This is a genomic window from Streptomyces sp. NPDC102279 (assembly GCF_044766365.1).
Taxonomy (GTDB): Bacteria; Actinomycetota; Actinomycetes; order Streptomycetales; family Streptomycetaceae; genus Streptomyces.
The window spans coordinates 1-24,560 of record NZ_JBIWLU010000004.1 but is presented as its reverse complement, the minus strand read 5'-3'; the positions used below and the strand labels follow the sequence as shown (position 1 = coordinate 24,560).

At 71.7% G+C, this 24,560-nt stretch carries 25 protein-coding genes; 20 read left to right on the top strand and 5 right to left on the bottom strand.

Translation table 11 applies throughout. The features are described from left to right. Positions 1-142: 142 nt before the first annotated feature. Positions 143-1,342, bottom strand: a complete 1,200-nt coding sequence (locus ACIRQH_RS09925) for a hypothetical protein (RefSeq protein ID WP_404225070.1) — start codon at positions 1,340-1,342, stop codon at positions 143-145. Between the two features lie 498 nt (positions 1,343-1,840). Here ACIRQH_RS09925 and cqsA point away from each other — a divergent pair, with 498 nt between their 5' ends. From cqsA to ACIRQH_RS09855, 14 genes are all read left to right on the top strand, one after another. Then, a complete protein-coding gene (gene cqsA / locus ACIRQH_RS09920; RefSeq protein ID WP_404225068.1) occupies positions 1,841-3,034 on the top strand; it encodes an alpha-hydroxyketone-type quorum-sensing autoinducer synthase in 1,194 nt (397 codons plus the stop codon). A gap of 16 nt (positions 3,035-3,050) precedes the next feature. Then, positions 3,051-3,299 (top strand): acyl carrier protein, encoded by a 249-nt coding sequence (locus ACIRQH_RS09915; protein ID WP_388872183.1) that lies wholly within the window; start codon positions 3,051-3,053, stop codon positions 3,297-3,299. Positions 3,300-3,302: 3 nt separating this feature from the next. Continuing rightward, positions 3,303-4,529, top strand: a complete 1,227-nt coding sequence (locus tag ACIRQH_RS09910) for a beta-ketoacyl-[acyl-carrier-protein] synthase family protein (RefSeq protein WP_404225066.1) — start codon at positions 3,303-3,305, stop codon at positions 4,527-4,529. A gap of 8 nt (positions 4,530-4,537) precedes the next feature. Beyond that, positions 4,538-5,641, top strand: a complete 1,104-nt coding sequence (locus tag ACIRQH_RS09905; protein ID WP_404225064.1) for a beta-ketoacyl synthase N-terminal-like domain-containing protein — start codon at positions 4,538-4,540, stop codon at positions 5,639-5,641. After that, positions 5,638-6,372, top strand: a complete 735-nt coding sequence (gene fabG / locus ACIRQH_RS09900; RefSeq protein ID WP_388872189.1) for a 3-oxoacyl-ACP reductase FabG — start codon at positions 5,638-5,640, stop codon at positions 6,370-6,372. Before ACIRQH_RS09905 ends, fabG begins: the two co-directional genes overlap by 4 nt. Next, positions 6,356-8,011, top strand: coding sequence for a phytoene desaturase family protein (locus ACIRQH_RS09895; protein ID WP_404225062.1), 1,656 nt, complete (start codon positions 6,356-6,358; stop codon positions 8,009-8,011). Before fabG ends, ACIRQH_RS09895 begins: the two co-directional genes overlap by 17 nt. 126 nt (positions 8,012-8,137) lie before the next feature. Then, positions 8,138-8,467 (top strand): hypothetical protein, encoded by a 330-nt coding sequence (locus ACIRQH_RS09890; RefSeq protein WP_388872194.1) that lies wholly within the window; start codon positions 8,138-8,140, stop codon positions 8,465-8,467. A 1,031-nt stretch (positions 8,468-9,498) separates the two neighbouring features. Beyond that, positions 9,499-9,702, top strand: a complete 204-nt coding sequence (locus tag ACIRQH_RS09885) for a hypothetical protein (protein WP_404225060.1) — start codon at positions 9,499-9,501, stop codon at positions 9,700-9,702. Next, a complete protein-coding gene (locus ACIRQH_RS09880; RefSeq protein ID WP_404225058.1) occupies positions 9,699-10,442 on the top strand; it encodes a molybdopterin-dependent oxidoreductase in 744 nt (247 codons plus the stop codon). Before ACIRQH_RS09885 ends, ACIRQH_RS09880 begins: the two co-directional genes overlap by 4 nt. After that, positions 10,426-11,061 (top strand): cytochrome b/b6 domain-containing protein, encoded by a 636-nt coding sequence (locus ACIRQH_RS09875; protein ID WP_404225056.1) that lies wholly within the window; start codon positions 10,426-10,428, stop codon positions 11,059-11,061. The genes ACIRQH_RS09880 and ACIRQH_RS09875 overlap by 17 nt, the downstream gene beginning before the upstream one ends. A gap of 224 nt (positions 11,062-11,285) precedes the next feature. After that, a complete protein-coding gene (locus ACIRQH_RS09870) occupies positions 11,286-12,509 on the top strand; it encodes a sensor histidine kinase (RefSeq protein WP_404225054.1) in 1,224 nt (407 codons plus the stop codon). Next, complete coding sequence (locus ACIRQH_RS09865; protein ID WP_404225052.1) at positions 12,506-13,171, top strand: response regulator; 666 nt, start codon at positions 12,506-12,508, stop codon at positions 13,169-13,171. The genes ACIRQH_RS09870 and ACIRQH_RS09865 overlap by 4 nt, the downstream gene beginning before the upstream one ends. 383 nt (positions 13,172-13,554) lie before the next feature. Beyond that, on the top strand, positions 13,555-15,192 hold the full coding sequence (locus ACIRQH_RS09860; protein WP_404225050.1) for a protein kinase: 1,638 nt from the start codon (positions 13,555-13,557) through the stop codon (positions 15,190-15,192). Continuing rightward, the gene (locus ACIRQH_RS09855) at positions 15,189-15,875 is read left to right on the top strand and encodes a hypothetical protein (protein ID WP_404225048.1); all 687 of its coding nucleotides are present in this window, start codon (positions 15,189-15,191) and stop codon (positions 15,873-15,875) included. The genes ACIRQH_RS09860 and ACIRQH_RS09855 overlap by 4 nt, the downstream gene beginning before the upstream one ends. A 39-nt stretch (positions 15,876-15,914) precedes the next feature. On the opposite strand, the gene ACIRQH_RS09850 is transcribed toward ACIRQH_RS09855, so the two are convergent. Beyond that, entirely contained in the window at positions 15,915-16,919 is a 1,005-nt protein-coding gene (locus tag ACIRQH_RS09850; RefSeq protein WP_358822169.1) for a LacI family DNA-binding transcriptional regulator, read from the bottom strand. 158 nt (positions 16,920-17,077) lie between these two features. Between ACIRQH_RS09850 and ACIRQH_RS09845 the strand changes: the two genes are divergently transcribed. Both ACIRQH_RS09845 and ACIRQH_RS09840 read left to right on the top strand, forming a co-directional pair. Beyond that, positions 17,078-17,968 (top strand): amidohydrolase, encoded by an 891-nt coding sequence (locus ACIRQH_RS09845; RefSeq protein ID WP_404225046.1) that lies wholly within the window; start codon positions 17,078-17,080, stop codon positions 17,966-17,968. A 37-nt stretch (positions 17,969-18,005) separates the two neighbouring features. Next, positions 18,006-18,506, top strand: a complete 501-nt coding sequence (locus ACIRQH_RS09840) for a cysteine dioxygenase (RefSeq protein ID WP_404225044.1) — start codon at positions 18,006-18,008, stop codon at positions 18,504-18,506. A gap of 105 nt (positions 18,507-18,611) precedes the next feature. Here the strand turns inward: ACIRQH_RS09840 and ACIRQH_RS09835 are convergent, their stop codons facing one another. The 3 genes from ACIRQH_RS09835 to ACIRQH_RS09825 form a co-directional block, all read right to left on the bottom strand. Next, entirely contained in the window at positions 18,612-19,106 is a 495-nt protein-coding gene (locus ACIRQH_RS09835; RefSeq protein ID WP_388872223.1) for a hypothetical protein, read from the bottom strand. Between the two features lie 343 nt (positions 19,107-19,449). Further along, positions 19,450-19,707 carry a hypothetical protein gene (locus tag ACIRQH_RS09830; protein WP_388872226.1) on the bottom strand — a complete coding sequence of 86 codons (258 nt, stop codon included), beginning with the start codon at positions 19,705-19,707 and terminating at the stop codon, positions 19,450-19,452. Beyond that, entirely contained in the window at positions 19,694-19,999 is a 306-nt protein-coding gene (locus ACIRQH_RS09825) for a DUF6400 family protein (protein WP_404225042.1), read from the bottom strand. Before ACIRQH_RS09825 ends, ACIRQH_RS09830 begins: the two co-directional genes overlap by 14 nt. Positions 20,000-20,200: 201 nt before the next feature. Here ACIRQH_RS09825 and ACIRQH_RS09820 point away from each other — a divergent pair, with 201 nt between their 5' ends. The 4 genes from ACIRQH_RS09820 to ACIRQH_RS09805 all read left to right on the top strand — a co-directional run bounded on the left by ACIRQH_RS09820 (position 20,201) and on the right by ACIRQH_RS09805 (position 24,453). Next, positions 20,201-20,701 carry a lamin tail domain-containing protein gene (locus ACIRQH_RS09820; protein ID WP_404225040.1) on the top strand — a complete coding sequence of 167 codons (501 nt, stop codon included), beginning with the start codon at positions 20,201-20,203 and terminating at the stop codon, positions 20,699-20,701. A 262-nt stretch (positions 20,702-20,963) separates the two neighbouring features. Further along, on the top strand, positions 20,964-22,715 hold the full coding sequence (locus ACIRQH_RS09815; protein ID WP_388872235.1) for a diacylglycerol kinase family protein: 1,752 nt from the start codon (positions 20,964-20,966) through the stop codon (positions 22,713-22,715). Beyond that, on the top strand, positions 22,715-23,668 hold the full coding sequence (locus tag ACIRQH_RS09810; protein ID WP_388872238.1) for a YihY/virulence factor BrkB family protein: 954 nt from the start codon (positions 22,715-22,717) through the stop codon (positions 23,666-23,668). The genes ACIRQH_RS09815 and ACIRQH_RS09810 overlap by 1 nt, the downstream gene beginning before the upstream one ends. Then, positions 23,668-24,453 carry a phosphatase PAP2 family protein gene (locus ACIRQH_RS09805; RefSeq protein ID WP_404225037.1) on the top strand — a complete coding sequence of 262 codons (786 nt, stop codon included), beginning with the start codon at positions 23,668-23,670 and terminating at the stop codon, positions 24,451-24,453. The genes ACIRQH_RS09810 and ACIRQH_RS09805 overlap by 1 nt, the downstream gene beginning before the upstream one ends. Positions 24,454-24,560: the final 107 nt, after the last annotated feature.

The following is a 24,560-nucleotide window of genomic DNA, read 5'->3' as shown; positions in this document are numbered from 1 at the left end:
CCGTTCCTGGCGAAGGCCCGTGCGCGGGTCACCACCGGAAGGGGTGCCGTTCAGGACCGCCGCCACGGCGAAGGGGTCGTTCATGTCTCCATGTTCGGCGTTGCCAGATGCATATGCACATCCTTGCGTGCGGGTCGGCCGGTCAGGTGCCGAACAGCGCATCCAGCCGGGTGATGGACCAGGCCGCCTCCTGGGAGCCGACCTGCGCGTTCAGCCGCCGTGCCCGGAGCAGCGCCTCCTCGGCCTCGGCCCGCTGCCCCGTCTCGGCATGCAGTCGGGCGAGGGCGACCCAGGTCAGCACGATGGGCCGCTCCTCGTGGGCGGCCCGCTCCTCCATCGAGGCATGGAGCGCCGCATTCGCCGCGGCGTGTCTGCCGAGCCGCCGGAGGACCCCGGCCCGGCGGAAGTGCAGCGCGGCCGGCCGGTAGCTGCCGAACGGGCCGAGGTTCTCGTCCTGCGGTCCGGACACCAGGCGTCCGGCGACGTCGAGCCAGTCCATCGCCTGGGCCTCGTCACCGAACTCGGCGCTGGTCGCGGCGGCTTGGACGGCGACATAGGCGCGTACGCCCGCGGGGGCTTTCCGGGAGACGTGCAGGGCGTGCTGGACCTGGACTGCGGCGAGGGCGGTGAGACCACGGTTCAGGGCGTACTCGCCCTGGAGCCGTAAGGCGACCGCCTCGGCCGCGTCGTCCCCCGCACGAGCCGCGAGCAGCGCCGCGCACCGAAGGAAGTGCTGGGCCTCGAAGAACCGCCGCATGTCGGTGCAGGAGCGGGCCAGGAGGACCAGGGTGCGTGCCGCGTGGGCCAGTTCAGGGGCGGGGAGCGCGGCGGTGCGGACATCGCCGGCCGGACCGAGGACGGTGCCGCGGAGATAGGCCGACAGGACGGGCCGGGTGGCCCGGCCTCCCCGGGCGTCCCCCTGGAGCGCGAAGAAGCGTTCCGCGCAGCCGAACGCGACCTCCCTGGCGGACGAGACGGCGGCCCGGGGATCAGGCGGCGTCCGCTGTCCGGGAACCCGCGGGTCCGCGGAGGCCGTCGGGAACGTCCCGGCCCACGCGGCGGGCAGCCCCCGGCCAGTGGTGTCCCGGTCCCGGTCCATGCCCACCTCGCCGCGGTGCACAGTCCGGCCGAGGCGGCGGCCGAACACCTCGCAGAGCAGGCCCGGAACGGGCTCGCGGGCACGGGTTCCGCGGATCCAGTGGGCGACGGAGGTCCGGTCGTACGTCATGAGCCTGCCGCGGGCACGGGCCAGCGCGTTGATCCGCCGGGCGAGTGCCTCATAGGTGAGTTCCGCCTCGTCGATCAGCGCCTTGAGCGACTCGTTGGGCCTCAGGTGCGTCATAGGGAGTTCCGCCTCCTCGTGGCTGGGCCGGGCGCAGGGAAGGTGCGTCACCGGGTCAACCGGGCGGCGGGCCCTGTGGTTTCGGCCCGGCCCGTTGCGGACGCACCCGTCGGCAAGGCGCCCGGCCACCGGCGTCGGGAGGTGGGCGTCCGCCCGCCGGACAGGGAGGGCGGGTCGACGGGCATGGGGGGGCGGGTCGAGGCGGTCGCGTTCAACAGTTTCAACAGCGCCCCGGCTCGCGGCTCTGGTGGTCGATCGATCTCCCGGCTAGCGTCGAGAAAGCGCGTTTGCGCCATGTGGGTCGATGTTCCTTCTATGGGGTGACTCACGTTCGGCCCAGTAGACGTAACGTTCCTGTTGCCAGGCCGCTCATCTGCGGCGATGCGCCGGATCCCCTCGTGTAGCTCATTCGTTCCCATGCGTCCTGATTGGCCTCCAAGATCACGAACATGCCTATAGTCGCCGCGGCTCCAACCGGGAGCGGAGACCGGAAGAGGGATGTTGGCGCACGAACTCACATACCTGCAGGGCCAGTTGGAGAGCTGGCGGCGTAGGCAGGACGGTTGGGGAGGCCCCATCTTCCGGGGGCGTCGGGCCCCCACCGAACACGACTTGACCCTGATGTCGAACGACTACCTGTGCCTCGCGCGGTACCCGGACGTGGTGCGGGCCCAGGTGAAGGTTCTCGTGGAGCGCGGTAACGGCGCACTGATGTCCGGGGTGTATTCCGCGGACTGCGACCCGCACCACGCACTGGAGGAACGGCTCGCCGCGTTCCTCTCCGCCCCGGCCGTGATGCTCTGCCAGTCCGGCTGGGCCGCGAACGTCGGACTGCTCCAGGCGGTGGTCCGCCCCGGAGATCCGGTCTACGTCGACGAACTCGCGCACGCCTCCCTGTGGGCGGGTGCCGCGGCGGCACAGGCCCGCGTGCGGCCCTTCGCCCACAACGACCTGGACCACCTGGAACGCGCGATCGGCGCGTCCGGTCCCGGGCTCATCGCCTTCGACACCCTGTACAGCGTCACCGGAGACCTGTGCCCGCTCGTCGACCTGGTGGGGCTGGCGCAGCGGACCGGCTGTGATCTGGTCGCGGACGAGTCCCACACGCTGGGCGTCCTCGGCTTCGAGGGTGCCGGTCTGGTTCCCTCGCTCCAGCTCACCGACCAGGTCGCCTACCGCACGGCCAGTCTGGCCAAGGCGTTCGCGGGGCGCGCCGGACTCGTCGCCTGTTCGGCAGAGGTCGCGGGCTACCTCCCGTACCACTCCCTCGGCGCGGTGTTCAGTTCCACCCTGCTGCCGCAGGATGTCGCCGGGCTCGCCGCGACGCTCGACGTGATCACCCGGGCCGACGACCGCCGCAAGCGGCTCGCGCACAACGCGCAGGTGCTCCGGGATGGACTCACCGCCCTCGGCTATAACGTCCGCCCCAGCGAGAGCCAGATCATCCCGCTCCAGCCGGGGACGGAACCGGCCGTGCGACTCCTCCAGGAGGCGCTGGACCGCGAGGGCGTCTTCGGCGCCGCGTTCATCCCGCCCGCCGTGCCCGCCCGGCGGTGCGTCCAGCGCCTGTCCGTGCACAGCGAACTCACCGACGCCGATCTGAGTCGCGTCCTCACCGCCTGCGCCGCCGTGCGCGAAGAGGCGGACCTGAAGAGCTGGAAATCCACCCGCCGTCTCGGTACGGCCCTCTGAGAAGCGAGACACCACCATGCAGACGCTCGACGTCCACCAGGCCGCCATCACCGAGATCGTGTGCGACCGACTGGAGATCGAACCCGAGGAGATCAGCGAGAACAGCCGGTTCGTGGAGGACCACGAGGCCGACTCCCTGGCACTGATCGGCCTGCTCGCAACCTTGGAGCGGCACTTCCAGGTCCACATCGACGAGTCGTACATGCCCCGCATGGCGACCCTCGGTGGCGTGCGCGAGGTTCTCGCCGAAGTGGCCGGCTGGTAAGGCATGTTCACCGCACCTGCGCCGCGCCGGGTGGTCGTCACCGGCCTCGGCGTGATCTCCAGCATCGGGACCGGTGTACCCGCGTTCACCGCGGGGCTGCGCGAGGGCCGCAACGGGGTCTCGGCCATCACCGCGTTCGACACCACCGGCTTCGCCCACACCAACGGCTGCCAGGTCTCCACGTTCGTCCCCTCGGAACACCTGCGCCGCATCGACCCGGACGACTTCGGCCGGGCAGGGCAGTTCTCGGCCGCCGCCGCACGGCTCGCCGTCGAGGACGCCGGCTGGGCTCCGCACGAACTGCGTGACGCCCGCTGCCACATCTCCATCGGCACCACCGACGGGGAGTCGTACGACCTCGACCGCATCACGGAACTGCGCCTGCGCGAGGGCGAGTCGGCCGTGGACCGCCGGCTCGCCGGACGCATCCCCGCCGCACGCCTTTCCGTCGCCGTCGCCGGCGAACTCGATCTGCGCCGCGCGGACGCCGTCACCATCGGCACGGCCTGCTCGGCTGGCAACTACTCGCTGGGAAACGGCCTGGACGCCATCCGTCTCGGTGAGGCCGACATCGCGCTGTGCGGCGGGGCGGACGCCTTCTGCCGCAAGACGTTCAGCGCGTTCTACCGCCTGGGAACCATCGCCCCCGACGTCTGCCGGCCCTTCGACGCCGACCGGCAGGGCATCCTCACCGGCGAGGGATCGGGCGTGCTGGTCCTGGAGGAGCGCGACGCCGCGCTCGCCCGGGGCGCCCGCGTCTACGCCGAGGTCCTCGGCTACGGCCTCAACTGCGACGCCTCCCACCCCGTCGCCCCCAAGGAGGACAGCGTCGTGCGCTGTCTCCAGCTCTCCCTCAAGGACGCCGGGGTCAAGCCCGAGGAGGTCGACCTGATCTCCGCGCACGGCACCGGCACCAAGGCCAACGACGTCACCGAGGCACGGGCGATCCGCCAGGTCTACGGCGACCGGCCGCCCCGCACCATCTCCCTGAAGTCCATGCTGGGCCACACCATGGGCGCGGCCAGCGCGTTGGGGGCCATCGCCTGCTGCCTCGCGATCCGGCAGCGCTTCATCCCGCCCACGATCAACCACCGCACCACCGACCCCGAGTGCGCCATCGACTGCGTGCCCAACCACGCCGTCGAGGCGGACCTGCGCGTGGTGCAGAACAACGGACTCGCCTTCGGCGGCAACAACGCCACCGTCATTCTGGGGCGGTACGAAGCATGAGGACTGCCATGAACATCATCGCCTGGTCGGCGGTCTCCGCCTACGGCCGGACCGCGGCCGACTTCGCCCAGGGTGTACGCGGGGACGCGGCAGGCGATCGTCCGGCGCCGCTGTCCGGTAGCGAACACGCCCATGTCGTACCGGACTTCGACGCCCGTCTGCTGCTCGGCAAAAAGGGCACGCGTTACATGAACCGCGTCACCGCGCTGGCCGTGTCCGCCGTGGGCGCCGCGATGGCGGACCTCGACGCGCGGCACGACCCGGCCGAGACGGGACTGGTCCTCGGCACCACCACCGGCAGCGTCCAGTCGATGATGGAGTTCACCCACGCCTCCCTGACCGGGAACCGGCCCTACGACGTCGAGCCCAGCGTCATCCCGAACAGCGTCATGAACTGTGCCGCCGCCCGCTGCGCGATCTGGCACGACCTGCGGGGTCCCAACACCACGCTCGCGGCCGGACGTCCCGCCGGAATCCTCGCCCTCGCGTACGCCCGCAGACTGCTCCGCGCCGGACGGGCCCGCACGGTCCTGTGCGGCGGGGCCGAGGAGTGGACGCCCGACCGGGCCTGGCTGCACGAGCGGTCCCTCGGCGTCCCCACCGCGGAGGGGACCGAGGGCGGTTCACGGACGGCCACACGGGTGGCCGGCGTGAGGACGGGCCGCCTCGGTGAGGGCGCGTCCGTCGTCTGCGTCACCACCGCGCCGACGGTCCGCCCGCTCGCGACCGTACGGGCCGTCCGGTCCACCGCCGTGCCGCCTCCCGCGTCCGCCGAGCGGGTTCTGAGCGAGGTCGTCCGGGAGGTGCTGGCCGACGCGGGGCTCGACAGCTCCGACGTCTGGGGCGTCGCCCGGTCCGGCCTGGACGACGACGAGGCCAACGCCGTCGCAGCGCTGCTGCCACGTCAGGCCGCGGAACGTCTGCCCGCCGTCGGCACGTTCCTCGGCGACACCGGCGCGGCTGCCGCATCCCTCCAGATCGCCGCCGCGCTGACCCTCGCCGGCCCCGGCGCCGAACGGGACCGGCATCTGCTGGTGACGTCCACCGACCCGCAGGGCCTGGCCGCGGCCGCGCTCCTCACCGTCCACCCCCGCCCCCTGGAGTCGCGATGAGCAAGGTCGCCCTGGTCAGCGGCGGTTCCCGAGGCATCGGAGCCGCCGTAGTCACCCGCCTCGCCCAGGACGGGTGGGACGTCAGCTTCTGCTACCGCTCGGACGACGAGGCCGCCCGGCGTGTCGAGAAGGAGGCCGTCGAACTGGGGGCGCGCACCCTCAGCGCCCGCGTCGACGTCTCCGTGGCCCAGGACGTCAGGGAGTGGGTCAACGACACGGAGCAGACACTCGGCCCGGTGCTCGCCGCGGTCGCCTGTGCCGGCATCACCCGGGACGGTCCGCTCGCCCTGATGGCCGACGACGCCTGGCACGACGTCATGGACACCAACCTCGACGGCGTCTTCCACCTCTGCCGGGCGGCGGCCTTCCCGATGATCAAGCGGGGCGCCGGACGCATCGTGACGCTGTCCTCCGTCTCCGGCATCCACGGCAACGTCGGGCAGGCCAACTACTCGGCCGCCAAGGCCGGCATCATCGGCTTCACCAAGGCGCTCGCCAAGGAGGTCGCGGGGCACGGCATCCGGGCCAACGTGGTCGCCCCGGGGCTCATCGAGACGGACATGACCGCCGCGCTCACGGACCAGGCACGGGCCCGGCTGCTCAAGGCCGTTCCGATGCGCCGGTTCGGCACGCCCGAGGAGGTCGCCGACCTCACGGCCTTCCTCGTCTCGGACCGGGCGTCGTACATCACCGGCAGCGTCCTGGAGGTCCACGGTGGCATCTCCCTGTGACGGCACCGCCGTCTCCTACGACGCGGTGATCGTGGGCGGCGGCATCGGCGGCCTCGTCTGCGCCGGCTACCTCGCGGTGTCCGGGCGCAGGGTCCTCGTCGCCGAACAGCACGACGTCACCGGCGGCAACACGCAGGTGTTCCGGCGCCGGCGGGCGTACGAGTTCGACGTGGGCGTGCACTACCTCGGGGACTGCGGCCCCGACGGCATCCTCCCCGCCATCCTCGGCGGTCTGGGAGCGCGTGACCGCGTCACGTTCGAGCCGATGGACCCGGACGGCTTCGACCGCATCGTCCTGCCGGGTGTACGGCTGGACGTCCCGCTCGGCTGGGACCCGTACACGCGCCGCGCGGCGGCTGCGCTTCCCCACCACGCCGAGGACATCACGGCCTGCCTGCGCGACCTGCGGCACGTCGCCGACGCCGTACGGGCCTCGATGCTCGGCACACCGGACGCCCGCACGCCCGAACAGAGCGGCGTCGTGTTGCGCTGGGCGGGCCGTACGCTCGGGGAACTCTTCACCCATCACCGGCTCCCGCCCCGCGCGGCGACCCTGCTGGCCGCCCAGTCCGGCAACTACGGGAGTGCGCCGTCCGGGACCCCGGTCACCACGCACGCCAGCATGCTGGACCACTATCTGCGCGGCGCCTGTGTGCCGCACGGCGGGGGCCAGACCCTCGCGGCGACCCTCGTCGAGGTCATCGAGGCACACGGCGGCGAGGTGCGCACGCGCTGTCCGGTCACGGAGATCCGGGTGTCGGACGACCTGCGCTGCGAGGGCGTCGTCCTCGCCGGCGGAACGACGGTCCACGCGCCGCTCGTGGTGTCCAACGCCGACTACTCCAACACCGTCCTCGGGCTGTGCCGGGGCCGCGGGTTCAAGGACAACGTGGTGCGCCGGACACGGGCCGCGATCATGCGGGCCTCGGTGGCCACCGTGTACGTCGCGCTCGACCGGCCGCTCGACCTGCCCCGGGCGAACATCTGGTGGTGGCGCGGCGACGACATCGAGGGCGCCTACGCGGCCGCGCTCGGCGGTGACGGCGGCGAACCACCCTTCGCCTTCCTGTCGTTCGCCTCGCTGAAGGACCCCGGAAACCGTCAGATCTGCCCGCCCGGGCACAGCAACTTCCAGATCATGACACTGGTCCCCCCGTTGCCCGGGACCGATCCCCGCTACCGGCGGCGCTCGGACTACATGGCGGAGAAGGCCCGGGTGGGCGAGGCCCTGATCCGTCTCGCGGAGGAGGCCGTCGGCCCCTTCCGGCAGCACATCACGCATCAGGAGACGGCGACCGCCCACACCAACCAGCGCTACACGCTGAGTCCGGGCGGCACTCCGTACGGTCTGCACGACTGGGGCGGTCCGGGCCGCCGCCCGGACTGCCGTACCGCGGTGGACGGCCTCTTCACCGTGGGGCACAACTCCCGTTACGGAGCGGGGGTGTTGGGTGCGGCCCTCAGCGGGATCACCACGGTGGGCCGCATTCTGGACCGGCCCCTGCTGCCCGAGGTGTACGCGGGCACGGTCCTCGGCGATCCGCAGCTCCTTGCGCCTCGCGCCGACGACTTCGATCCGCTGCGCGTCTCCCGCGGCCTGTCCCGCCGTGACGCCCGGGGGCTGGCGCGTGTCGGCTGAAGGGCTTCGTCCGGGAGCCCGGCGGGGGTAGGGTCCGCGAACTGATCCACTTCTGTTGCCGGTTCGGGCCAATCCGTGACGCCTCCGGCTACGGATGAAGCAGGAGGACTCCGAGAGAGGACGGTCATGGCGGGATCGGCTCGTGCCCGGATCATCGCGCTGACGGGCAGACGCAGCTGGATCGTGGTGGACGGGCGGCTTCCGCGATCCGCGGCCTCGTATCTCTCCGCCGTGCTGCGGGAGAGGTGCGGGCAGCAGGCCGTCGTCTTCCTCGACCTGCGCCAGGCCCAGGTGCCCGGCGGCGAGGAGGCACGCGGCGCGTTCCTGCCCGACGGCCCCCGCGTCTTCCACGTCATGGCCGACGAACCCTGGCGTTCCCTCCTTGCCCGCGACCGCCGTGTGCGGTGGCACAGCTGCGCCGAGGAGGCGTGGCAGGCCTGGTGCTCCGCTTCGTGACGGCTGTGTCGTCGTCGGTCTCCAGGAGCAGTGTTCGTCGACCGCAACCTGCTCGATCCGCATCAGAGGCGCGAGCACGGCTTCACCTACATGTCGGTGGAACAGCCGTGGCGTCATTCCTGCCTGAGACGGCCGGGCGCGGCTCTCACCACCGGAGAGACACTGCTGACTCGGGGCGCAGGAGTGCTTTTCGGAACGGCAGCGCTACCCGGATGCGAGAACGCCCGGTCGTGCCGCTGCCTTACGAAAGGGCGCGGTTCAGGCGGCGGCCCGGGCGCGAAGCTGCGCTGCGATCTCCCGTACGACCGGCGCCCTTGTGTCTGGCGCGCTTGACGAGGGCGAGGGCGTCCGCGGGTTCGTAGCGCATGGACTCTCGTTCGCGCTCGGGAAGGTCTCGGCGACCAGCCGGGCGAAGAACTCGTTCTTCGTCTCCAGGGGCTCGTGCAGAGCGACTGTCTCCAGCACGGCCGCGGCCTTCAGCCAATCGCTCGCACAGACGTCCCTGCCCATGAAGTGGGCTTGCACCCGGGCGCTGACGGCGTCCCGGACACCGACGTCGAGGCACGCGGGATCACCGTGAAGGGACGGTACCAGCGGACGCTGCCGCTGATGGAGGCCTTCGCAGGACCACTTCGTCTCGCGATCGCCCATCGACGGCACCGGCCGAACCTTCTACCCAGCACGGTGGAAGAGCAGGCCCTTGGTTTTAGCGTGTCGTGAGCTGTCACTCTTGTAAGAAATCAATCGGCCGGCAGGGGTCAGTTGTTCAGCGCGTGGCCGGGGCGTTCGCGCGGGAACCGCCGCGGCGCTTTGACGTACCGGATCGGCGTGAGCCCACCCGGCGGACCGGTGCTCGCAAGGGCGCACGCACCGCGTACCGCGGCCGTGGTATCCGGCAGTGCTGTCCACTGCCGCGGTGGTAGCCCCACTCCGTTCCTGCGGATGACTGCTGAAGTGCGGTGCACAGGGAGACTGGTCCCGTTCGACGTGACGCGTCGCAGGTGACGCACGCAGAATCCAGGGAGCAGCGGATGAAGAAGTGGGTACGGCCACTCGTCGGGGCATTTTTGCTCTTCATAGGCGTGGTGTGGTCGCTGCAGGGCGCCGGCGTTGTCGACAACAGCGAAGTGATGTCAGGCGAATCGCAATGGCTGGGCATCGGCCTGGTCGTTGCGGTCGTGGGCGTGGCACTCCTGGTCAGCGGTGTCAGGAAGCTACGGGCAGATCGACGGTGAGCACGAACAGTGCCGACGCCCCCGGCCGAGGGCACGGCGAGGACAGGCCCGTCGGACGACGGATCATCCTCGGTGCGCTGGGGCTCGGCGCCCTGGGAGTGGCGGTGGGCGCGCCCGCGCAACGCAGGCTTGACGGCACACTCGCCGGGATAGCCAGCAAGGACCCCACCGGCCTTGTCTCACTGCTGCCCGGTGGCGGCGGCTTCCGCTTCTACTCCGTCGCCGACAAGGTCCCGCACCTCTCCACCGACGACTACCGGCTGACCGTAGACGGTCTGGTGGACCGCCCCGCCTCGTACAGACTGGACGAACTGACGGCCATGCCGAGCACCCGCCTGGTGCGGGACGTACAGTGCGTCACGGGCTGGCGCGTTCCCCAGACCGCCTTCACCGGCGTACGGCTGTCTCATCTCCTCGACCTCGCCGGAGTGCGTTCCAACGCTGCCGCGGTGACCTTCACCTGCTTCGACGGGATCTACACCGAGAGCCTCACCCTGGAGCAGGCGCGACGCCACGACATGCTGGTCTCCTACAAGATGCGAGACGAGTCGCTGAGCGCTGCCCATGGTGGCCCGGTACGTCTGTACGCCGCCCCGATGTACTTCTACAAGTCGGCCAAGTGGCTGTCCGGCATCACCGTCACCGACCGCGTCCAGCCGGGCTACTGGGAGCGTCGCGGCTACGAGGTGGACGGCTGGGTCGGCAAGTCGAACGGACGCGATGATGACCCGACCAGCTGAACACCCGGACTTGGTCCAGCGCTTCACCACCGCCGAACGCTGGATACACCGGGGCACAGCCGCTCTGGTGGGAACCGCCCTCGTCACCGCCGCCTTCCTCTACCTGCCGGTGCTGGCCGAACTCGTCGGGCGACGACGGCTGTTGGTGACCGTGCACGAGTGGGCTGGCATCGCCATGCCGGTCCCCCTTCTGGCAGGCCTGGTCTCCCGCGCGTTCCGTGCCGACCTGAGCCGTCTGAACCGCTTCGGCCCGCACGACCGCGGCTGGGTGCGTGCCACCTTTCACGGGCGGCCCCGAACGGCCGGAAAGTTCAACGCCGGGCAGAAGCTGTACGCGAACGTCCTGGCCGGAGCCTTGCTCGTGATGATCGGCACCGGGCTGGTGTTGTGGTTCCCTCGTCTCGCGCCCATCGTGTGGCGTACGGGAGCGACCTTCGTCCACGACTGGCTGGCCCTGCTCATCGCGGCTCTGGTACTCGGCCACATACGGATGGCCGTCCGCGACGCGCAGTCCCGTCGTGGGCTGCGCACCGGGCAGGTCCCGCGGGGCTGGGCGCGTCACCACCACCCGCTGTGGGAGGAGGAGAACCCGGCGTCCGCAGCAGCCCAGGAGCCCTGACGCAACCCGTCGTCGCGGTGGGTGTCATCCTGTGCCCACCGCAACCGTGACATCAGAGGCTCGTCCCGAAAGACCGCGGGCACCGGATCAGTTCGAGACGAAGACCGCCGAGGGCTTCCGCTCCGACATCACTGCCGGCAGCCACGGTGACGGGAGATCGCTGTCGCACCGGGGTCACTCCGGCGCTCGCTGGGGCCTCATGCGTAAACCACGGAGGAAGGGATATGGCACCAGTCACAGGCCTCCGGGCGGCGGTGCGGAACCTCGCCGACCGTCCGGCACGGCGGCCATTCGCCGTGGACGCCCTGGCCGCTGTCTGCTGTGTGCTCATCACCGGACCGATCATGATGCTGGTGTCGCACCAGGGCCAGGCCGATCTTCGTCCGGCCGGGGCGATATCCGCGCTCTGCAGTCTGCTGGTCCTGGGCGCCCACCGATGGCCGCAAGCGACGACATGGGCAACGGCCGCCACCAGCGTGGTACTTCTCGCCCTCGTTCCCGATGCGTCGCCGCCTCCCGCGCCGGCAGTCGCGGCGCTCTTCCTCCTCGCGGCCCGGACGGACCGTCGAACCGCGGTACGCACCGGCGTGGCCGTGGGACTCGTGATGACTGCTGCCGCGTTCGTCGTACGCCCCGAACTGTCGGCCGTGGAGTCGAACCTCGCGCTGCTGGCATGGACCCAACTGCCCACTGCCGTCGGGGCCGCCGTACGGAGCCGGCGCGAACTGCTGGTCTCCTATCAGGAGCGCGCGGAACACGCCGAGGCGACCAGGGAGGAGGAAGCGCGCCGACAGGTCGTGGCCGAGCGCATGCGTCTCGCCCGGGAACTGCACGACGTGGTGACACACCACCTCACCCTGGTCAACGCGCAGGCGGGAGTGGCCCACCATCTGGTTCGCCAGGATGCCGAGCGCGCCCATCTGGCCCTCGGGCAGATCCGCGACACCAGCCGGGCAGCGCTTGACGAGCTGCGCGCCACCGTCGGCCTGCTGCGCCAGGCCGACGACTCCGACCAGCCCCTTGCCCCGGCGCCAGGACTGGGTGATCTGCCGGCGTTGCTGGACTCGTTCCGCCATGCCGGCCTCCGCGTGGAAGTCCGATGCGACGGGCCACCCGCCGCTCTTCCGGCCCTGACGGACCTGGCCGCCTACAGGGTGGTCCAGGAGGCGATGACCAACGCGCGAAAGCATGTTGCCGACGCCCATGTGACCGTGGTCATCGCGGATCACCGGACCCACCTGGAAGTCTCCGTCACCGACGACGGGGGTGCCGGACCGGGTCACGGTTCCGGCACGGGCCTGGGATTGATCAGCCTCGCTGAACGCGTGCACGCGGCGGGCGGAACCCTCCGGGCCGGCCTCCGGACGTCGGGCGGTTACCGCGTCCACGCGCTCCTGCCCATCGGTTCCGACGGCCTTCCGTCGGCAAGTTCCGGGGAGAGCGAATGAGCATTCGCGTCCTTCTGGTCGATGACCAGGCGCTGCTCAGAGGGACCTTCCGCATCCTGCTGGAGGCCACGTCGGGCATCGAGGTGGTCGGTGAGGCATCCGACGGTTCGGAGGCCGTGGACCACGTCAGGAGCCGGCCGACGGATGTGGTGGTGATGGACATTCGCATGCCTGGTCTCGACGGGATCGAGGCGACACGGATCATCACCGGTGACAAGGCTCTGACCGGGGTGAAGGTGCTCATCCTGACCACGTTCGAGACCGACGAACACGTAGCAGGTGCCCTGCAGGCGGGAGCCAGTGGATTCATCGGCAAAGGCATCAACCCGCAGGAACTGATCGACGCGATCAGGACGATCGCCGCCGGTGACGCGCTGCTGTCGCCCACAGCGACACGATCGCTGATCCAGCGCTTCATCGCCCGCAGGCGCCCCGCACGGCAGGCCGCGCCGACGCTGGAGAGTCTGACCGCCCGAGAGCGCGAGGTGGTGACGCTGGCGGCCATGGGACTGTCGAACGACGAGATCGCGGATCACCTCGGCATCTCCGTCCTCACGGCCAAGACACATGTGAACCGGGCCATGGTGAAGCTGGGAGCCAGAGACAGGGCGCACCTGGTCATCGCCGCCTACGAGGGCGGCCTGGTTCACCCCTCTCCCTGAACAGGCAGCAAGCCGAGACCCGACCGAGCCGGTCCGGGCCCTCGCGCCGCTCGGTCGGCACACCGTCCTCGCAGGACGCAGGACGCAGGACGCAGGACGCAGGACGCAGGACGCAGGACGCGGCACGGGCTGAGGACTGCACGAGTACCGCCACCTACGGATGGAGCAGGAGGACTTCGAGGGTGGACCGTCATGACCGGATCTGCTCGTGCCCGGATCATCCCGCCGGTGGGGGACGCCGCGCCTAGGAGGCGTGGCATGCCTGGCGCTCCGCTTCGTGACGGCCGGAACCGATCCGGCCGGAATCGTGTCTCACAGCACACGGCTGGGAGCGCGTGGGGGCAGGAACGCCTCACGCGCCGCAGGTCTCGGGGGGTGGGGGCATGAGCACATGGGCGGTACCGGGGTACGCCGAGTCACGGGAACTCGGGTCGGGCGCGAGCGGACGCGTCGCGCTGGCCGTGCACGAGGGGACGGGGCTGCCTGTCGCGGTCAAGTACCTGAGTGAGTCGTTGCGCACCCGCCCGGGGTTCGTGCGGGAGTTCAGGGCGGAGGCCCGGCTGCTCGGCGGCCTGCGCAGTGCGTACGTGGCGGGGCTGTACGAGTACGTGGAGAGCCCGGACGGCGCGGCGATCGTCATGGAACTGGTCGACGGGGTCAGTCTGCGGACCCTGCTCGGTAGGGAGGCGCCCCTGGCTCCCGAGGCCGCGCTCGTCCTGCTCAAGGGCTCCCTGCTCGGCCTCGCGGACGCCCACCGGATCGGCGTGGTGCACCGCGACTACAAGCCGGAGAACGTCCTCGTCCGCCCCGACGGCACCTCCAAGCTCGTGGACTTCGGGATCGCCGCCGCCGACGGCACCACCGCGGGCATCGCGGGCACTCCGTCGTACATGGCGCCGGAGCAGTGGACCGGCGCCCCGGCGTCCCCGGCCGCCGACGTGTACGCCGCGACCGCCACGTTCTTCGAGTGCCTCACCGGCCGGAAGCCCTACACGGGCGAGAACCTGGCCGAACTCGCGCTCCAGCACGTGGACGGCCCTATCCCCGCCGACGAGGCGCCCGAGCCCGTGCGGGCCCTCGTACGTCGCGGTCTGGCGAAGGCGCCCGGGCAACGGCCCGCCGACGCCGAGGACTTCGTGGCGGAGCTGGAGGCCACCGCGGGCGCCGCGTACGGACCGGACTGGGAGGAGCGCGGACGTGGACGCCTCGCCGCGCTCGCCGCGCTCTCGCTGCTGCTTCTGCCCCATGCCCCCGCCAAGCCGCGCAACAGCGTCACGGACACGGCGCGTACCGTCCTCGGCAGGACCCCGGACGTCCTGCGCGCGTGGCGTCCCGGCGGCCGTTCGCTGCTCGTCGCAGCCGCCGCGATCGTCGCGGCCCTCCTCCTGACGTACGGCATCGACCGGCAGGCGCCCGGCTTCGGCACACCGGGACAGGCCGCACAGGCTTTGGCCACCACGAGTGCCGGTCCGGACGGGACCGGCGGGCTACCCGTGACGGCGGACCCGGATTCTCCGACACCGTCCGCGTCGTCGTCCGACTCGGCCGTCCCGACGGTGTCCGCGTCGGCCACCTCGACGGACGACATCACGACACCGACGCCTTCCTCGGCCTCCACGACCGCCATCGTCGCGCCGCCGACCACCTCGGCCCCCACGACCACCGCACCCACGACGACCTCGCCGTCGCCCGAAGTCGGCGTCAAGTCGGTGGTGTTCGGCGGCTTCCGGCAGACCGGCACGGCGACCGCCACGGCGTCGGTCACCGTCACCACGGACGGAACCGGGCCCGTCGACATCACGGTCACATGGTCCACCGGTGACACCAGCAGGCAGGCCGGTGCCCAGGACGGTGCGGCCGACAGCTACCGGCGCAGCGGCTCGACCGAGTACACCATCGCCCTCGACCACACCTTCCAAGGGGCGGGCTGCTACTGGGGTGTCCGGGCCGGGACGCAGCCCGTCTCCGCTGACGGCGGTGCCTCGCAGCAGCTCCTGACCCGGCGGTGCACCCTCCGATGAACGAACAACCCGGCGCTCCGGGCGCCCCTTCCGACGACGACTACAGTGCGACCGTCCTGGCCAGTCACTGGATCCAGCGGCCCGACTCCCCCGACACCGAGGGAGTCGCTTCAGGGGCCTCCGACACCCTTGCCCTCGACGGGAGTTCGACGACCCGGGCACTGTCGGAGCCCACGGTCCTGGACACACCGCCCGACCGGGTCGAGGGCACCCTGCTGCGCTTCGGGCCCGGGGTGAACGCCGACACCGTACGCCGATCGGCCGCGGTGCCCGTCCCGGCCCAGGCTCCCCGCCGGACCTGGCGGCGGCACGTTCTGCCGGCCATGGCCCTCCTGGCAGTCCTCGCCTTCCTCCTCTGGCACCGCTCCGAACCCTCCGTGGGCGTCGACGGCGTCGCGGTCTCCGCCACGTCGTCCTCGCCCGGATGCGACGCGACGGCGGACATCGTCGCCACCGTCACCACCGACGGGCGGCCGGGCGAACTCTCCTACCGCTGGGTGCGCAGCGACGGCACCTCCTCGAAGGTCCTGCACGAAGAGGTGACGCAAGGTCAGAAGCGAGCGCACCTGCATCTTTTGTGGACCTTCCAGGGCGAGGGCAGGTACACGGCGCGCGCCGAGCTGCGCCTGATGTCACCGGTGCGGCGCAGCGTCGGAACGCGGCTCACCTACCACTGCCCATGACGCGCAGGAACCGCCGGACCCGCAGACCCCGCGGGATGGTCAGACGGCTACGGCGGAGCCGCGGGCGCACATCATCGGGGCGCACAGGATCCGCTTCTTGCGCGCCCGCTTCCCCTCGATCGCCGAGGCGGTCAGCCGGGCGGCCTCGGCGGCGATCTGCGTCAGCCCCCAGCCCACCGTGGTCAGCGGGGGTGTGAGGACGCGGGAGACCGGGTGGTCGTCGAAGCCGACCACGGAGACGTCCCGTCCCACGACGAGCGAGGCCTCGGCCGCCGCCGCGTACACCCCGTAGGCGAGGGAGTCGGAGAAGCAGAAGACGGCGGTGGCCCGCCGGTCCCCTTCGAGGACGCCTCTGGCGACGACGGTCGCCGCCCCCAACTCCTGTGGACAGGGCACGAGTTCGGCGCGCAGCCCTATCCGGTCGGCGGCCTCGCGCACGTACACGTCGGCGGGGCGGTCGGGGGTGCTCGGGCGGGTGGGGGTCAGGACGGTCACCCGCCGGTGGCCGAGGCCGTGGAGGTACTCCAGTACGGCGTCGATGCCGGCCCGGTTGTCGAAGATGACCTGCCCGACCGTGCGCGCCCGGCTCAGTGAGTCCCCGACCGCGACGACGGGCAGGGCGTCGGCGATCGCCGCCCACCCCTCGGCCGCCGGGTTGACTGGGGACACGAGGAGGGCGTCGACGCGCTGGTCGCGCAGTTGCTTGGCGAGGACGAGCTCCCGGTCGGGGTCGCCGCCCGCGTCGAGGATCAGCGCGTAGCGGTCGCCGGCGAGGAGTTCGCGGCCGATGGCCGCCATCAGCTGCTGCTGCCACAGGTCCTGCAGGTCGCCCGCGAGGACACCGACCATGCTGGTGCGTCCGCTGGCGAGGGCCCGGGCGATGGGGTCGGCCTCGTAGCCGAGTTCGGCCGCCGCCTTGCGCACGCGTTCCTCGGTCTCCTTGGAGACGTGTTTGCCGCGCAGGGCGTAGGAGACAGCGGCGGTGGAGAGGCCGGTGGCCTCGGCCACCTCTCTGAGGGTGGTGCGCTTCGCGGGCCTGACCATGCCGGGAAGCCTACCGGGCCGCGTCCGGATCGCGGGCATGTGCTTGACACGCCGGGTTGTTAATCGCTTAAGTTAAGCGCATCAGTGAAGCGCTTAACCAATGCCCGACGACCGAGCACCGCTCCCGCGACACCGCACGGACCTCCGAGGACTTCAGGGTGCCCATCGACGTCCACCAGCACATCTGGCCGCCCGCCTTCGTCGAGCTGCTGAGGGCGCGCACCGCGCCTCCGCGGCTCGACGGCTGGACGCTGCACCTGGCCGGCGAACCGCCCTTCGCTGTGGATCCGGGCGACCACGACGTCGAGGCCCGTGTGCGGCTGGCCGTCGCCGACGGCCTCGACCTGGCCCTTGTGTCACTGTCCAGCCCGCTGGGCATCGAGTACCTGCCGCCGGCCGAGTCCCTGCCGCTGCTCGACGCCTTCCACGCGGGTGCGCTGGCGCTGCCGGCGCCGTTCGGCGTCTGGGCCTCCGCCTGCCTGAGCGCGCCGGACCCCGACGCGGTGGAGCAGGCGCTCCGGCAGGGCTGCGTGGGACTGCAACTCCCGGCCACCGCACTGCTCGACGCGGCGGGCTGGCGCGTGTGCGCCCCGCTGCTCGACCTTCTCGGCCGCCTCGACAGACCACTGTTCGTCCATCCGGGCGCGGCGCCCTCCGCGCCCGGGGCCCCGTCCTGGTGGGCGGCGCTCGTCCCCTACCAACAGCAGCTGCACAGCGCGTGGTTCGCGTTCCGGGCCTTCGGCCGCGCCCGCCATCCGGGGCTGCGGGTCTGCTTCGCGGCGCTCGCGGGTCTGGCGCCCCTGCACGGCGAACGGCTCGCGGCGCGGGGCGGCGGGCGCGGCGAGGTCGACTTCGACGTCTTCTACGACACCTCCTCCTACGGCACCCGCGCCGTGGACGCCCTGGTCCGGGCCGCCGGCATCGACGTCGTCGTGAGCGGGAGCGACCGGCCCTACGCCCCTCCCGTCGTCCCCGATCTGGGCGCGGACGCTGCCGTCCACGCCCTGCGCACCGTCAACCCCGCCCGCCTGCTGCACGGCCGCGCCTGATCCGTGCGGCGGGCCCATCCTGGAAGGGAACACCGCCGTGACGTACTCGTCCCTGCCGGACCGCACGCTCGACAAGCACGAACTCCAGCGGCTCGTCGACGGCCTGGCAGCCCGGCCCGAACTCTGGCGCGACCAGGTCGCCTTCTCGCACGCGGAGCGGCACTACGCGTCGCTGCACCGCGACGAGTACGTCGACGTCTGGCTGCTGTGCTGGACCCGGCAGAGCGACACCGGCTGGCACGACCACGACATCTCGGCGGGCGCGGTCCGGGTCGTGCAAGGGGTGCTGAACGAGTCCAACCCCCGGATCGGCGGCCGTCATCTGTCGGTGGGGGTCGGTGCGGGCGAGTCGTTCTGCTTCGGTCCGGAGCACATCCACCGGCTCACCGGCGCCACGGACGACGCGGTCTCGCTGCACGCCTACTCGCCGCCTCTGTGGCGCCTGGGCCAGTACGACATCACCGGGGACGGACTGATGCGCCGCGTGTCCGTGTCGTACGCCGACGAACTGCGCCCGCTGGACAGTCCGGCCGCGTGAGGGCCGTCCGCCGACGGGCGCCGACGCATGCACGCGGGTCCTGCTGACCCGGGGTCCCGCGTGACGAGAACCGGTGGCGCCCCGCGTGGCCGCGGCGCGCCGTGGTCAGCCGCGGGAGGACCTGCCCTGATCCCTGCGGCCCTGCCGGGGCTGAGGCCGGCCACGACCGCCGGAGCGGGACCGTGACGGCGCCGCGGGTGCGTCACTGCTGTTGAAGCCGGGGCCGCTCGGGGCGCTGAAGCCACCGGCGACCGCGGGTACGGCCGCCGACGTGCCGGCGGCGGGGGTCTCCGGGGCCGGCGCGACGGGGGTTCGGGTGCGAGGGAGGGCCCGGCCGAGGACGCGGGTGTGGTTCATCAAGGGGGCGCAGCCGGCGCAGACCTCCATCAGGGTCCACACCTGACCGACGGCCGGGTCGTGCCGCAGCACGAGCAGCACGCTGCCCGCGCAGTGGACCTGGCTGCCCTCGTGGGAGGCGCACTGAGTCTGCCGGCAGGCACAGGCGGCGTCGGGGTGCACGGTGGCGGCCCGGGCGTGCGCGCCGACATGAGCCTCGGCGAAGCGGCGCAGGGCGGTGAGGTCGCGGGAGCGCGGCGGCATGACGCAGGGAGAGGAGCAGGTGACGGAGGCCGTGCGGTCACTGTGGCCGGAGATGCGGACGGTCCATGTCCGTCCCGGACGGCGTGCGGCAGGGCTTTCGGAGTGTGGGAGGTCCAAGACCGGCGTCCTTCGGCAGTGAGGGTCTTCGCGCAGGTGCGCACAGGTTCTTTTACCCGCGCGGACCGGTCCGTCATCCACCGGTGGGCCACGAACGTCATCGAATATGTGAACGATGGCGTGCGGGGGCCCGGACTTCTCTCGTGCGGGGCTGCGATCTTCCCACAGCGGCACATCGGAGATGTTCGACCCGCCTGGGGCCTTCGGAGGATATCTCCCGACGCCGTCAGCGCTTCGGCCGGCCGCGCGCGATCCGGTCCCGCCAGGAGCGGGTGGCGCCGAAGCCGGTCTCGTGGGCCCAGACGTGTGTGCACGACGGGCACTGCAGATGGAGCAGGCTTCCGGTGGTGGAGAGCAGGTAGCGCCAGTGCACGGAGCACGAGCGCCGCTGCTCGCACGAGGCGCACCCGCGGCTGTCGGCGCAGTTCGGGCAGGTCACCCAGGCACGGCGCCCGACGTCCGCCTGCGGATCAAGCGGCAGCACTGCCGTCTCCGCGCCGCGGCAGCACTCCGGACGCGACGAGGTCGTCGTACACGCGCTGTTGTTCCTCGTCGAGACGGGAGTAGAGGAGGGCCGTTGCCGCCTCTTCGCCTCGCATCGCCTCGATCGGGTCCCAGTCGGGGCCGAGCGCGGCCAGCGCCTGGGCCTGGCGCAGGACCTCGTGGGCGGTCAGGTCGACGGTGAAGTCGACCAGCTCGGGGGCGTCCGGCCGTCCGGCGCCGCTCGGGAGCGTTCCGTCGGGATCGTGGGGCGTGGGGGAGGTATGGGGATCCATGGGGCACAACTTAGGTATGCCTTCCTTGTGGGGACAAGGGGAGGTGGGGGAAGTCACAGCAGGTCAGGAGGCATGGCACGTCGGGCCGCACCCACCGGGCCGGAGATCTCCTTTACGTAGCCCACACATTCCTGTCACCTCGTGGCCACACGCTCGGTATGCTCCTGGAGCTTCATCCGCACCACTGAGGGGGGAATCCTCATGCGTATTCGTGCTGCCCTGGCAGTCACCGCCGCCGTTGCCGGGGCGTTCGCGGCCGTCGCCGCCACTCCGGCGCAGGCCGCCACCGAGTACTCGTCCGCGCTGAAGGTCAAGGGCGTGCAGTACGACGCTCCGGGCCGGGACTCCAACAGCTGCTCCACGGGCAACACCCGGGACGAGTACCTGACGATCAAGAACTACTCGTCCAGCGCGACGGTGAACCTGAAGGGCTACGTCGTCAAGGACGCCGTGGGCACCACCTTCACGTTCCCGTCGAACCACTACCTCCAGCCGGGGGACTACATCAAGCTCCGCGGCGGGCACGGCACCGACTCGGACGCGAACAACGTCGTCTACCGCCAGAACTGCAACTTCCTCTGGAACAACGACAAGGACACGTTCAACCTGTACAAGCCGTCCGGTGCCCGCGCCGACGTGCACGCGTACAGCGCGTCGGCCAACGACCGTGACGGCAACGGGTACATCACGTACCACGGCTGAGCCGGCCGCCGGAGTTCCCCGGCCCGTGCGCGTACGGGACCGGGCTCCGGGAAGCCACGACAGGGACGGCCTCGGGTGTGCCGCACAGCGGTGCGTCCGGGGCCGTCCCTGACGTGTGTCCGCGGTCGAAATCTGGGGGTTGGCGTATTTCCGCGCGGTGACAGGCCTGTTCCAGAGGTTCCGGGGCAAACGGCGGTGGACCCGGGAGAAAGCGCGACCCGGGTCGGAGCCAGCCGCTCAGCGCTGACCCTGGGAGCCCCTGATGCCTACGACCGTGCCGGACAGATCCGCCGGAACCACCGGCGCCCGAGCGGAGGACGCGCGCTCCACCCGCTCGTTCAGCCTGCCCCGGGGCACCGGCAAGACAGCCGCGCGCATTGGTGTGCTGACCGTCTGCCAGGCGGCCTTGATGGTGGGGATCGGCCTGCTCATCACCGGCCCCGCCAAGGGCCTGTGGCCGCTGACGGTCGAGGACAACGTCAACGAGGGCTTCGAGGATGTCCGCACGGGCACCTTCAACACGCTGTCGTTCATCGCCTCGGAGGCGGGCAACACCCTGACGGTGGTCATCGGCACGCTCCTGGCCTGCCTGTGCCTGATCCTGATACCGCGGCTGCCGATGTGGCGTCAGGCCGTCTTCCTCGCCGTCGCCGTCTCGCTCCAGTCGCTGGTGTTCCTGGCGATCACCATGTCGGTGGACCGCCACCGGCCGACGGTGGACCGCCTCGACGCTTCGCCGCCCACGTCCAGCTACACCTCCGGGCACACCGGCGCGGCGACCGCCCTGTACGCGGGTCTCGCCGTGCTCGCGCTGTCCCGCATGCGGGGACCCTGGCGCAAGGTCGTGGGCGGACTCCTGCTGCTCCTGCCGCTGATCGTGGCCGTCGCCCGGCTCTACCGGGGCATGCACCACCCCACGGACGTCCTGGGCGGCATGGCCAACGGCGGTCTTTCCCTACTGATCGTCGGCCGTGCCCTGTTCGTCGACAAGTCCGTGGCGGCGCCGCCCGCCAAGGCGGCCGTCCCGGCCGCGCGTACGGCCGACGAGGTTCACGAGGAGCGCCCGGCCGGCACCACCGCCGTGATCGTCAATCCCACCGTCACCGACGCCGCCGCACGCGAGGAGCTGCGGGAGACCTTGGAGCGGCACGGCCACCGCGAACCCGTCTTCCTGGAGACCACCGCCGACGATCCGGGCGCCGGACAGGCCATCCGCGCGATCCGCGACGGCGCGACCGTCGTCGTGGTCTGCGGCGGCGACGGAACCGTCCGCGCGGTCGCCGACGCGATGGCCGGCAGCGACGTCCCGCTGGCCATCGTCCCCAGCGGCACGGGCAACCTGCTGGCCCGCAACCTGGGTCTGCCGCTCGCCGCCACGGCGGCGCTCAAGGCAGCGCTGACCGGCCGGCCGCACCGGCTCGACCTGGGCCACATCGAGGGCGACGACCTCGACGCCACCCACTTCGCCGCGATGGCCGGAGCCGGTCTCGACGCCGCGATGATGGAACACACCGACCCGCGCGCCAAGGCCCGCCTGGGCTGGCCCGCCTACGTGCTGGCCGGTGTCGGCACGCTGCGGACGCCCCGGATGCGCCTGACGGTCCGGCTCGACGACGCGCCCGCCTTCAGCCGTACGGCCCGCATGGTGCTCGTCGGCAACGTCGGAACGGTGCAGGGTGGGATGACGCTGCTCCCCGATGCCCTGCCCGACGACGGACTGCTCGACCTCCTCGTCCTCGACCCGCGTGGTCCCGGCGGCTGGGTTCGCGCCGTACGCACCCTGATGCGGCGCCCCGGCACATCCTCCGGGACCCCCGCGCGGACCCTTCCGGCCGACGACGACTCGGGCAAGGCGGTGCCGGTGGAGTTCTTCACGTTCAAGCGCGCCGACATCACGTTCGACACCCCGGAGTCCCGGGAGCTCGACGGGGATCCGGTGGGCCCCGGCCGGCGCATCACCGCCGAGGTCCGACCGGGCGCGTTGACCGTTCTGCTGCCGTCGCGGGAGAAGTGATGGGTACGGCCACCAAGGTCCCCGAGACACGGGACATGACCGGCGAGGAACTTTCCGCCGACGACGCGCTGGTGTCCCTGCGCCGCTACGGCAGCTGGCGGCTGCTGCGGGACTCGTTCGTCCGGTTCCGCTACGCCGACGGGTTCAGCCACTCCCGGGCGCTCGCCCTGCAGATGGTGCTGGCCGTCATTCCCCTCGCCATCGCCTTCGTCGGACTCTCCAGCGCCGTGCACACCGAGAACATCGGCAAGGTGGCGGAACTGACGATCCACCAGCTCGCCGCGGGTCCCAGCGCCGAGGTGGTCGACGACGCGCTGCGCCGCAGCCGGCACAAGGCGGGCGACGGCGCGCAGGTCGCCCTGTGGTTCGGCCTGGTGTTCTCGATGGTCAACGTGACCACCGCGATGTGCCAGATAGAGCGCGGCGCCAACCGGATCTACGGCAACGAACGCGACCGTGTCTTCTACCAGAAGTACCTGCGGGGTCTGGTGATGTCGGTGAGCGCCGGGATACCGCTCGGCCTCGGCTTCATCATCATGGTGGCCGGCGGTGACCTGGCGTCCTCCGTCGTGACCGTCTACCACCTCGACGGAGGTGCCAAGACCGCCTGGGAGGTCATGCGCTGGCCGGTCGGCCTGCTGCTCGCCCTCCTCTCGGCGAGCGCGATCTTCCGCCGCTCCCCGCGTCGTAAGCAACCCGGATACACCTGGCTGGCCTTCGGCGCCGCCGTGTACCTGGTGCTGTGGACCGCGCTCACCTGGGTACTCAGCCTCTACCTGGACATCAGTGGCTCGTTCGACACCATCTACGGACCGCTCAGTGCCTTCATGTCGCTGACCCTCTGGGCCTATCTGACGTCCATCGCCCTGTTCCTCGGACTGTCCTTCGCCGCGCAGCTGGAGGCCTCGCGGGCCCGCCGCCCCGGTCCGATCCACCCCGACCCGGGAGTCTGATGCCCGTGCGTGTCGCCGTCCGCACCCTTCGAGAGCGCCGCCGCCGCGAGGCGGACCGCAGGTTCGGCGCCCGGCTTCTCGCCTCGGCCGCCGTCGCCGCCGTCGCCGCCGTGCCCTTCGGGCTGCTCCTCGTGCTCGTGGAGGGGCAGTGGCAGCCGCTGCGCCGGCTGGACTCCGGCGCGGCGCACTCGCTGCACACCACCGCCCTGGACCACCCCGCGTGGACGAGCACCCTGCGGTTCCTGTCCGACTGGGTATGGGATCCGACCACGCTGCGCACCGCCGTCGCCGTACTGACCGTGTGGCTGCTGTACCGGCGGGCGTGGCGGCTGGCCGCCTGGTCCGCCGTCACGGCGGTGGCCGGCGGCGTCATCGGACTGCTGGTCAAAACGGTCGTGGAGCGGGCGCGCCCGTCCCTGGAGGATCCGGTGGCCCAGGCCCCGGGCTTCTCCTTCCCGTCCGGCCACGCGATGACCGCCACCACCTCCTTCGCCATCTTCCTGCTGGTCCTGCTGCCGATGGTGCCGCGCTCCTGGCGGATGGTCTGCTGGTACGTCGCCGGGCTGTCGGTGGTGGGGGTCGGCTTCACCCGCGTCGCCCTGGGCGTGCACTGGTTCAGCGACGTGGTGGGCGGCTGGCTCCTCGGACTCGCCGTGGTCGCGCTCACCGCCTGGGCTTTCGAGGCCTGGCGGGCCGACGCGGGCCGCGGTCATGCCGACGTGAGCGAGGGCCTGGAGCCCGAACTGACCCAGGCGCACCCCGAACCGGAGGCGCGGCGGCGCTGAGGGCTGTCATGGCCGAGGGGCGGGGGGCGCGGGGCGCGGGCCCCCCCCCCCCGCCGGGGGGGGCCCCCCCCCGTGGGCGGGGGCGGGGGGGGGGTCCCGGGGGCGGG

Excerpts from the sequence above, each read along its gene's own strand:
- fabG (WP_388872189.1), top strand. The coding sequence starts at position 5,638 with ATGAGCAAGGTCGCCCTGGTCAGCGGCGGTTCCCGAGGCATCGGAGCC.
- ACIRQH_RS09805 (WP_404225037.1), top strand. The coding sequence starts at position 23,668 with ATGCCCGTGCGTGTCGCCGTCCGCACCCTTCGAGAGCGCCGCCGCCGC.
- ACIRQH_RS09910 (WP_404225066.1), top strand. The coding sequence starts at position 3,303 with ATGTTCACCGCACCTGCGCCGCGCCGGGTGGTCGTCACCGGCCTCGGC.
- ACIRQH_RS09820 (WP_404225040.1), top strand. The coding sequence starts at position 20,201 with ATGCGTATTCGTGCTGCCCTGGCAGTCACCGCCGCCGTTGCCGGGGCG.
- ACIRQH_RS09870 (WP_404225054.1), top strand. The coding sequence starts at position 11,286 with ATGGCACCAGTCACAGGCCTCCGGGCGGCGGTGCGGAACCTCGCCGAC.
- ACIRQH_RS09915 (WP_388872183.1), top strand. The coding sequence starts at position 3,051 with ATGCAGACGCTCGACGTCCACCAGGCCGCCATCACCGAGATCGTGTGC.
- ACIRQH_RS09885 (WP_404225060.1), top strand. The coding sequence starts at position 9,499 with ATGAAGAAGTGGGTACGGCCACTCGTCGGGGCATTTTTGCTCTTCATA.
- ACIRQH_RS09925 (WP_404225070.1), bottom strand. The coding sequence starts at position 1,342 with ATGACGCACCTGAGGCCCAACGAGTCGCTCAAGGCGCTGATCGACGAG.
- ACIRQH_RS09890 (WP_388872194.1), top strand. The coding sequence starts at position 8,138 with ATGGCGGGATCGGCTCGTGCCCGGATCATCGCGCTGACGGGCAGACGC.
- ACIRQH_RS09875 (WP_404225056.1), top strand. The coding sequence starts at position 10,426 with ATGACCCGACCAGCTGAACACCCGGACTTGGTCCAGCGCTTCACCACC.
- ACIRQH_RS09825 (WP_404225042.1), bottom strand. The coding sequence starts at position 19,999 with ATGGATCCCCATACCTCCCCCACGCCCCACGATCCCGACGGAACGCTC.
- ACIRQH_RS09905 (WP_404225064.1), top strand. The coding sequence starts at position 4,538 with ATGAACATCATCGCCTGGTCGGCGGTCTCCGCCTACGGCCGGACCGCG.
- ACIRQH_RS09815 (WP_388872235.1), top strand. The coding sequence starts at position 20,964 with ATGCCTACGACCGTGCCGGACAGATCCGCCGGAACCACCGGCGCCCGA.
- ACIRQH_RS09835 (WP_388872223.1), bottom strand. The coding sequence starts at position 19,106 with ATGCCGCCGCGCTCCCGCGACCTCACCGCCCTGCGCCGCTTCGCCGAG.
- ACIRQH_RS09850 (WP_358822169.1), bottom strand. The coding sequence starts at position 16,919 with ATGGTCAGGCCCGCGAAGCGCACCACCCTCAGAGAGGTGGCCGAGGCC.
- ACIRQH_RS09865 (WP_404225052.1), top strand. The coding sequence starts at position 12,506 with ATGAGCATTCGCGTCCTTCTGGTCGATGACCAGGCGCTGCTCAGAGGG.
- ACIRQH_RS09860 (WP_404225050.1), top strand. The coding sequence starts at position 13,555 with ATGAGCACATGGGCGGTACCGGGGTACGCCGAGTCACGGGAACTCGGG.
- ACIRQH_RS09810 (WP_388872238.1), top strand. The coding sequence starts at position 22,715 with ATGGGTACGGCCACCAAGGTCCCCGAGACACGGGACATGACCGGCGAG.
- ACIRQH_RS09855 (WP_404225048.1), top strand. The coding sequence starts at position 15,189 with ATGAACGAACAACCCGGCGCTCCGGGCGCCCCTTCCGACGACGACTAC.
- cqsA (WP_404225068.1), top strand. The coding sequence starts at position 1,841 with ATGTTGGCGCACGAACTCACATACCTGCAGGGCCAGTTGGAGAGCTGG.